The following is a 5,274-nucleotide window of genomic DNA, read 5'->3' as shown; positions in this document are numbered from 1 at the left end:
AAATCGCCGTTTTCAAAAAAGAAGAACAACCCAGCGCGTCGCTGATTCAAACAATGGAGGCCGAACCGGCAGCTGTTGTGGCAACGATCAGGGAAATTACCGGTACCATTCAGGATACAAAAGGAATGGCGCTCGCCGGCGCAACTGTGGTAGTGAAAGGGACTGATAAAGGTACCTCCACAGATGCAAACGGGAAATTTACGATTGAAGCCGAGCAGGGCGATGTGCTCGTAGTTTCATTCATTGGTTTTCTCGGAAAAGAGCAGATTATCGATGCACAAACTTCATTCAACATACAATTGCAGGAAGACCTGGGCGGGTTGGAGGAAGTCGTGATCGTCGGTTTTGGTTCGCAGCGAAAAGCGACTATTACCGGCTCCATTGCGACGATTACCACCGAAGACCTGAAACAAAGTCCGACTGCCAGCATTACCAATGCGCTGGCAGGCAGGCTTCCCGGTCTTTTTGCAAACCAATTCAGCGGCGGCGAGCCGGGTGTTGACCGGAGTGACATTTTCATCCGCGGTACCGCTACTTACGGAAACCAGTCGCCGATCGTGATCATCGATGGTTTGGAAAGAAGTATGGATTATCTCGCACCTTCTGAGATTGAGACATTTACGATCCTGAAAGATGCAAGTGCGACAGCTCCGTACGGGGTAAGAGGCGCAAACGGCGTAATCCTGATTACCACGCGGCGCGGGAAAGTGCAGGATAAGGCCACGGTGAATTTTAAAGCTTCGGTAGGTGTTAACAGGCCCGTGAAATTCCCTACTTACCTCGGTTCTGCGGACTACGCAATGCTTTATAACGAGGCAAGAAAAAACGATAATCCCGATGCAGATCCGTCAACTTTGAACCTGTTCTCAGAATCGGCGATTGCCAACTGGCGCAAAGCAAAAGGCGACAACTCGGACGGATTGGGCTACAACTGGGATTATTTCGATTACGCATTCAAGCCGGGTGTACAGCATGATTACAGTTTATCTATTAGCGGTGGATCTTTGAGGGCCAGGTATTTTGTCCTGGCCAACTATTTCCAGCAGGATGGAAATTACAAGCATACCAATGTAGGCACCAATAATACCCAGGCTATTTTCAAGCGGTATAACTTCCGCTCGAACATTGACATTGATATTACAGACAACTTCTACGCGAAACTCGACATTGGCGCCCGCATTACCGACCGGAATGCACCGGGTACATCGGCGGGGCGCGTAGTGGAGCTGGCCAATACGCAGCCTTCCTATCTGCCGATCATCGTAGAGCAAAATGATAATCCCGGTAACCGCATTTTTGCAGCCAACAATCCGCTGGGAATGCTTTACGGAGATCAGATTTACAGGTTCAATATTTTGGGAGAACTCAGCCGCACCGGGTTTTTGAATGAAAAAAATACCTACCTCAACGGTTCCTTCTCACTCGGCCACAAGCTGAACTTTATCACAGAAGGTTTGTCGGTAGACGGAATGTTTTCCTACGATGCAAGCGATGGCGGCTGGATCAACCGGAAGGTAGATACCTACTCGGAAGGTTACCGCGAATATCCGGGTTATGCGACGTTTGTACCAGTTGACGGAAGTGACGTATATAGGTCACCGGGTCTATATACGGGCGCTTACAAATCAGGGAATAAATATGACATTGACCAAACCATCGGGAACGGTTACGACAATAAAGACAATGAAAGCCGCACGTACATCCAGGCCAAGATAGATTACATGCGCAATTTTGGTTCACATCATGTAACCGGGATGATTTTGGGAAACAGGTCGCGCCGCATTATCAATAACCAGGTCCCGTTCAGCTACCAGGGCGTGACTGCGCGGGCTACTTACGGTTATGATGACCGTTATCTGCTCGAATTCAATGCAGCTTACAATGGATCTGAAAACTTCGCCAAAGGAAAGCGCTACGGTTTCTTCCCGTCGGTTTCGGCAGGCTGGGTATTGTCAAAAGAGCAATTCCTGACCGGTGCGCAGAACTGGCTGAACAACTTTAAAATCCGCGCCTCTCACGGACTGGTAGGAAGCGACCGTGTGCCCAATGACAAGCGTTTTATTTACCTGCAGTACTTTGGTGGACGGGATGGAAATTACAACTTTGGAACAGACAATTTCGGCTCTGGAGCAGGTGGTTTTCTGTCGGAAGGCGACCTGGCTAATCCTAATCTTACCTGGGAAAAAGCGCGTAAAACCAACATCGGTATCGACGCTACATTCCTGAAACAGCTCACATTTACCCTCAATCTTTTCCACGAGCACCGGTATGATATCATTACCGATATGGGCGGGGGAAACAAGCTGGGTTTCCCGGATCTTGTAGGCAAGAATGCGCCTTACTTGAACTCGGGAATTGTGAACAACAAAGGTTTTGAAATGGAAATCGGCTGGACGGGGAGCATTGGTAAAAATGCGACTTACTTCATTCGTCCCAACCTTTCCTTTGCCCGTAACAAAATCGTGTTCATGAACGAAATTCCCTATGCCAACGCAGGCAGGGCGAATACCGGAAAAAGGATTGGCGAGCATTTCAACTACATTTTCGACCATTTTGTAAGTAATCAGGAAGAAGCGGATGCATTGAATGCAATGAACCAGGGTAGCGGTTACCAATCGTGGGGTACGCTGCGGCCAGGGGATGTGGTTTATAAAGACCTCAATGGCGACGGTCGCGTTGATGACCTGGGCGACAGGCAGGCTGACGGAAACCCGCGCAACCCGGAAATTATGTTCGGTTTGCCCGTAGGAGGCAGGTACAAGAACTTCGATTTCAGCATGTTGTTCCAGGGCGCGGCCCGGGCTTCGGTACAGCTTTCCGGCGCGGCAGTTTACGATTTTCCGTTGTTCAGCCAGGATAAATATGGAAAAGTAAAACCAATGCACCTGAACCGCTGGACGCCGGAAACAGCTTCAACTGCAACTTATCCTGCATTGCATTTCGGCGATCACAGCAATAATAAGAATGCGAACAGCAGCTTGTTTTTGTATAATTCGAAATATGTGCGTCTGAAAACAGTCGAGCTGGGCTATAACCTGCCGAGAACTGCTATCAAGAAAATCGGTCTTGACCAGGTGCGTTTTTACGTGCAGGGAATGAACCTGCTTACCTGGGACGGATTAAACGATGTGGATATGGATCCTGAAACAAAGGAAGGTACCGGTGACTGGTACCCGATCCAGAAGGTGGTGAATTTTGGTGTTGATATTTCATTCTGATTTTACGCGAGATTTTATGAAAACCAGACAATTATATACGATTGCTACATTGCTGCTTGGCGGATTGCTCGCCGGCTGCGACCAGGATTTTTTGGATAGAAAACCCGACGATCAGGTAGATGCAGAGCAGGTTTTTACCCGATATAATAAAACCAACCAGCTGATCACGGACCTTTACGACAATGCAAAAGGCTCCAACAGTCCGCTCGTTTTCTTTTCTCACTTTTCAACTGCGCCGGTAACGGATGAGGCGGAAGGTTCGACAGCGGAGGGAAGTTTAACTAACAAATTCAACACGGGCGACTGGAACGCCAACCAAATGCCCGACAGAAGCAGCCGCGGCCAGTATTGGTGGGATTTGTACGAACGGGTGAGAAAGGCGAATGTAATCCTCGAAGGAGTTCGCAAGTATAATACGCCCGACAACCCGTTGCAGGCAGGGGATTTGTCGAAAAGGCTGGGGGAGACTTACTTCCTGCGCGCCTACTTCCATTACCTGGCGGCCAGAATGTACGGCGAGGTAGTGTACATGAACCGTACCATTTCGCCCACCGAGCCGATGGATTTCAAACAGGAATCTTTCCATTCCATTGCCGCGAAAATTTCCGCCGACTGCGATTCTGCGCTGGCGCTGGTACCCGGGAGCTGGGGCGGTGCTGATTTTGGCCGGGTGGATAAAGGTGCTTGCCTGGGACTGAAAGCGATGATTGCCTGGATGGCGGCTACCCCGATGTGGAATGGCGGTAGTTTTCCGAATGATACCCGCCAGTTTGCTGCGGAATATGCATTCAATCCGGCGCGGTGGACAGCGGCGCGGGATGCAGCCAAAGCGGTAATCGATTTCAAGGTAGACGGTCGCCAGCGTTACAGCCTGTACAAAGGCCACGATGCCAGCGATTTCAGGGACGATGCGGGCGTGAACAATAACAATTCAAAAGTACCTGCGCGGCTCTGGGATTTGTATCACAATATGGAAGCGTTTCAGAATGAGGCGGTTTTCTTTGTGACGCGGGATAAAGACCACAACTGGCAGGGTGACATTTACCCGCCAAGCTGGGGCGGCAGCTCGCGCCAGATGCCGGTTCAGGAGCAGGTTGATGAATATGAATATGTGGCCAAAAACGGGTTTGGTTATCCCATTTACAGTACCAGGGCCAAGGCAGATGGTTATGATGACGCCAATCCATACGAGGGTATCAAACGTGACCCGCGCTTTTATCGCGACATTGTTTACCACGGTTCGACATTCAAGGGAAAGGTGATCAATACTGCCACAGGAGCAGATAAGATCGGAGCGACCAATTCGACTACCACAGGTTATTTTTTGCGTAAAATTTTGCGTGAATCCTGGAACCGGGATAAGAGCTTTGCGATCAGCGGTCCGCCGATCTGGCGTTTACCGGAGTTTATCTACATCTATGCGGAGGCTGTTAACGAATCGGCCGGGCCGAATGCAGAGATATATGCGATGATCAATGAGGTAAGAGCCCGCTCGTTTATGGCGCCTATGCCGCCGGAAGCGCAAGCGAATAAGGCTGTAATGGACGAATACATCAAGCGGGAGCGCCGGGTGGAGCTGTTTTATGAAAACAACAGGATCTGGTCTTCAAGATTGTACCTCGAACCAAGTTCAGCCAAAGAACTCGCAAGAGAGCAGGCGTGGCAAAGTTCAGGCGCTACCAACGAGCAACGCGCGCAGCTGGGCTGGCCTTATCCTAAAACGCAGCGAATGATCAATGGAATGAAACCCGTGGAAGATCCAAACGGGAAAATAGAAGTAGACGGTAAGAAGTACAAAATGCAGCGCTACTTCATAGAAAGCCGCGTCTTCGTAGCGCCAAGGCACTACCTCTTCCCAATCATGCAGGACGAACTACAAAGAACCCCGACATTGAAGCAAAATCCGGGTTGGTAGTGCTTCGACTGCGCTCAGCATGACAATAGGTATGAAGGAGAACTGTCAAACCTGTTTTGTCATTCTGATTTCTATGATAAAACCAAGTGATCGTTATAGGTTGCTTGGTTTTTTATTAGGGCAAAGATGATGTGGACGATT

The 5,274-nt window shown here is 49.6% G+C and carries 2 protein-coding genes; both read left to right on the top strand.

The window, feature by feature from the left end:
• Positions 1-3,218 (top strand): SusC/RagA family TonB-linked outer membrane protein (locus ACTIE6_RS16930; RefSeq protein ID WP_439557768.1); only part of this gene is annotated, 3,218 nt, incomplete at its 5' end.
• Positions 3,219-3,234: 16 nt separating this feature from the next.
• A complete protein-coding gene (locus ACTIE6_RS16925; protein WP_439557767.1) occupies positions 3,235-5,133 on the top strand; it encodes a RagB/SusD family nutrient uptake outer membrane protein in 1,899 nt (632 codons plus the stop codon).
• Positions 5,134-5,274: the final 141 nt, after the last annotated feature.

It is taken from the genome of Dyadobacter sp., from assembly GCF_051859145.1.
Lineage (GTDB): Bacteria > Bacteroidota > Bacteroidia > Cytophagales > Spirosomataceae > Dyadobacter.
Note: the sequence above shows the minus strand (reverse complement) of the source record. Positions and strands in the feature narration are given on the sequence as shown.

Coding starts and splice junctions, on each gene's coding strand:
- ACTIE6_RS16925 (WP_439557767.1), top strand. CDS start 3,235: ATGAAAACCAGACAATTATATACGATTGCTACATTGCTGCTTGGCGGA.